Source organism: Frigoribacterium sp. RIT-PI-h, from assembly GCF_001297205.1.
Classification (GTDB): domain Bacteria; phylum Actinomycetota; class Actinomycetes; order Actinomycetales; family Microbacteriaceae; genus Frigoribacterium.
This window is the reverse complement of the sequence record NZ_LHOZ01000109.1, coordinates 1-2,153: the sequence shown is the minus strand read 5'-3', so window position 1 is coordinate 2,153 and position 2,153 is coordinate 1. Positions and strand designations below refer to the sequence as shown.

Below are 2,153 nucleotides of genomic sequence, written 5' to 3'. Positions count from 1 at the left end.
CCCCGACCGACCGTCGTCCTCGACGCTCGGCCCCGTCGACCCGTCCGCCGCGCTCGCCGCAGGCCGACGAGATCGTCACCCACATGCAACGGCTGACCACCGAGTCGCAGAAGGTCGCCCAGGCCTTCGCCTCGCGGCACGGCCTCGGCCACATCGACCTCGAGGCGCTGCTGCACGTCATGCAGGCCGAGCGCGACGGCGACCCCGTGACCGCCGGCGGGCTCGGCGAGCTCTTGGGCGTCACCTCGGGGGCGGCCACGGGCGTCATCGACCGCCTCGAGAAGGTCGGCCACGTGCAGCGCAGCCGTGACGAGGCCGACCGACGCCGGGTGCTCCTCCGCTACTCCGACCGCGCCCGCGAGGTCGCGGGGGCGTTCTTCGGGCCGCTCGGCGTGATGAGCGACCGGGTCATGGCCGACTTCGACGAGACCGAGCTCGAGACCGTCCGACGGTTCCTCGAGGGCATGTCGGGCGCGATGGCCGAGCGGGCCCGCGAGGTGGGGCGTCCCGCCTGAGGCGACCCGCGCCTCCTCGGTGCCCCGCCCGTGACCGTCGGCGGCAGCGGGTAACGTCGTCGTGACCCCGGAAGGCAGGTGGCACGTGACCGATCACGTCTCGGCCCTCGATCTCTTCTCGATCGGCATCGGCCCGTCGAGCTCGCACACCGTCGGCCCCATGCGGGCCGCCCGCGAGTTCCTGCTCGGCGTCGAGGCCGACGGCCGGTTGGCCGACGTCACCCGGGTCGAGGCCGTGCTCTACGGCTCGCTCGCGGCGACCGGCCTCGGCCACGGCACGCCCTCGGCCGTCCTCGCCGGCCTCGCGGGCATGCAGCCCGAGACCTGCGACCCCGCGGTCGTCTCGGGCATGCAGCAGGCGGTCGAGCAGGGCGGCGGCCTGCGGTTGCTCGGGCGACACCAGATCGCCTTCGCCCCCAACGACCTGCGGATGGCGCCACTCACCCGCATGCCGCGGCACCCCAACGCGATGAGCGTCGAGGCCTTCGACGTCGACGGAGTGAGTCTCGCGCGCGAGGGCTACTTCTCGGTCGGCGGCGGCTTCGTCGTGCGCGACGGCGACGACGAGCAGGCCGTGCCCGCCGCCGAGGCGCCGTTCGCCTTCGCCGACGCCGACGACCTGTTGCGCCTCTGCGACGCCGAGGGCGTGTCGATCGCCGGGCTCGCCTGGCGCAACGAGGTCGCGCTGCACGGCGAGGCCGACGCCGCGGCGGGCCTCGACGCGCGCTGGGCCGCCAGGCGGGCCTGCGGCGCCGCGGGGCTCGAGGCCACGGGCGGGCTGCCCGGGTGGATGAAGGTGCCGCGGCGGGCCCGCCAGTTCGCGCCCATGCTGCGCCAGCAGGACGGGCGGGCGACCGCTTGCGCGCTCGGCGGCTCCGCGGTCGACCAGGGCCGCGCCTCCTCGTTGCTGGCCTCCGACCTGCCGGCCCAGTGGCTGCAGGCCTACGCGATGGCCGTCAACGAAGAGAACGCGGGCGGCGGGCGCGTGGTCACGGCACCGACCAACGGGGCCGCCGGCATCATCCCGGCCGTGGGTTACTACGCGATGCGCTTCCACGGTGCAACCGAGGACGAGCTGGCCCGCACCTACCTGCTGACGGCCGCGGCGATCGGTTCGCTCTACAAGCGCAACGCGTCGATCTCGGGGGCCGGGGCCGGCTGCCAGGGCGAGGCCGGCTCGGCCGCGGCGAGGGCCGCGGGGGCGCTGACCGCGCTGCCCGGCGGAACGCCCCGCCAGGTCGAGAACGCCGCCGGGATCGCCATGGAGCACCACCTCGGCCTCACCTGCGACCCCGTGGGCGGCTTCGTCCAGGTGCCCTGCATCGAGCGCAACGCCATCGCGGCGGGCACGGCGGTCGCCGCGACCCGCATGGCCCTGCTCGGCGACGGCAGCCACGTCGTCAGCCTCGACACCGTCATCGAGACGATGCGTCAGACCGGCCGCGACATGAAGGACAGCTACAAAGAGACCAGCCGCGCCGGGCTCGCCGTCAACGTCATCGAGTGCTGACCGGGGTCGCGGCAGGCCGACCCGAGGAGGCGCGGGTCGTGTCGGACGCCGCCGCTAGCCTCGACGCATGACCCCGCCGCGCCGCCCCACGCCGTCCCCCCCCGCGACCCCGGGCGGCACCGACGCCC

General features: G+C 75.4%; 2 protein-coding genes. Both read left to right on the top strand.

Annotation, left to right across the window (positions count from 1 at the left end):
• On the top strand, positions 1-515 hold a 515-nt coding region (locus AEQ27_RS14980; RefSeq protein WP_235451121.1), incomplete at its 5' end, for a MarR family winged helix-turn-helix transcriptional regulator.
• Positions 516-600: 85 nt separating this feature from the next.
• Complete coding sequence (locus tag AEQ27_RS14975) at positions 601-2,025, top strand: L-serine ammonia-lyase (RefSeq protein WP_054147400.1); 1,425 nt, start codon at positions 601-603, stop codon at positions 2,023-2,025.
• Positions 2,026-2,153: the final 128 nt, after the last annotated feature.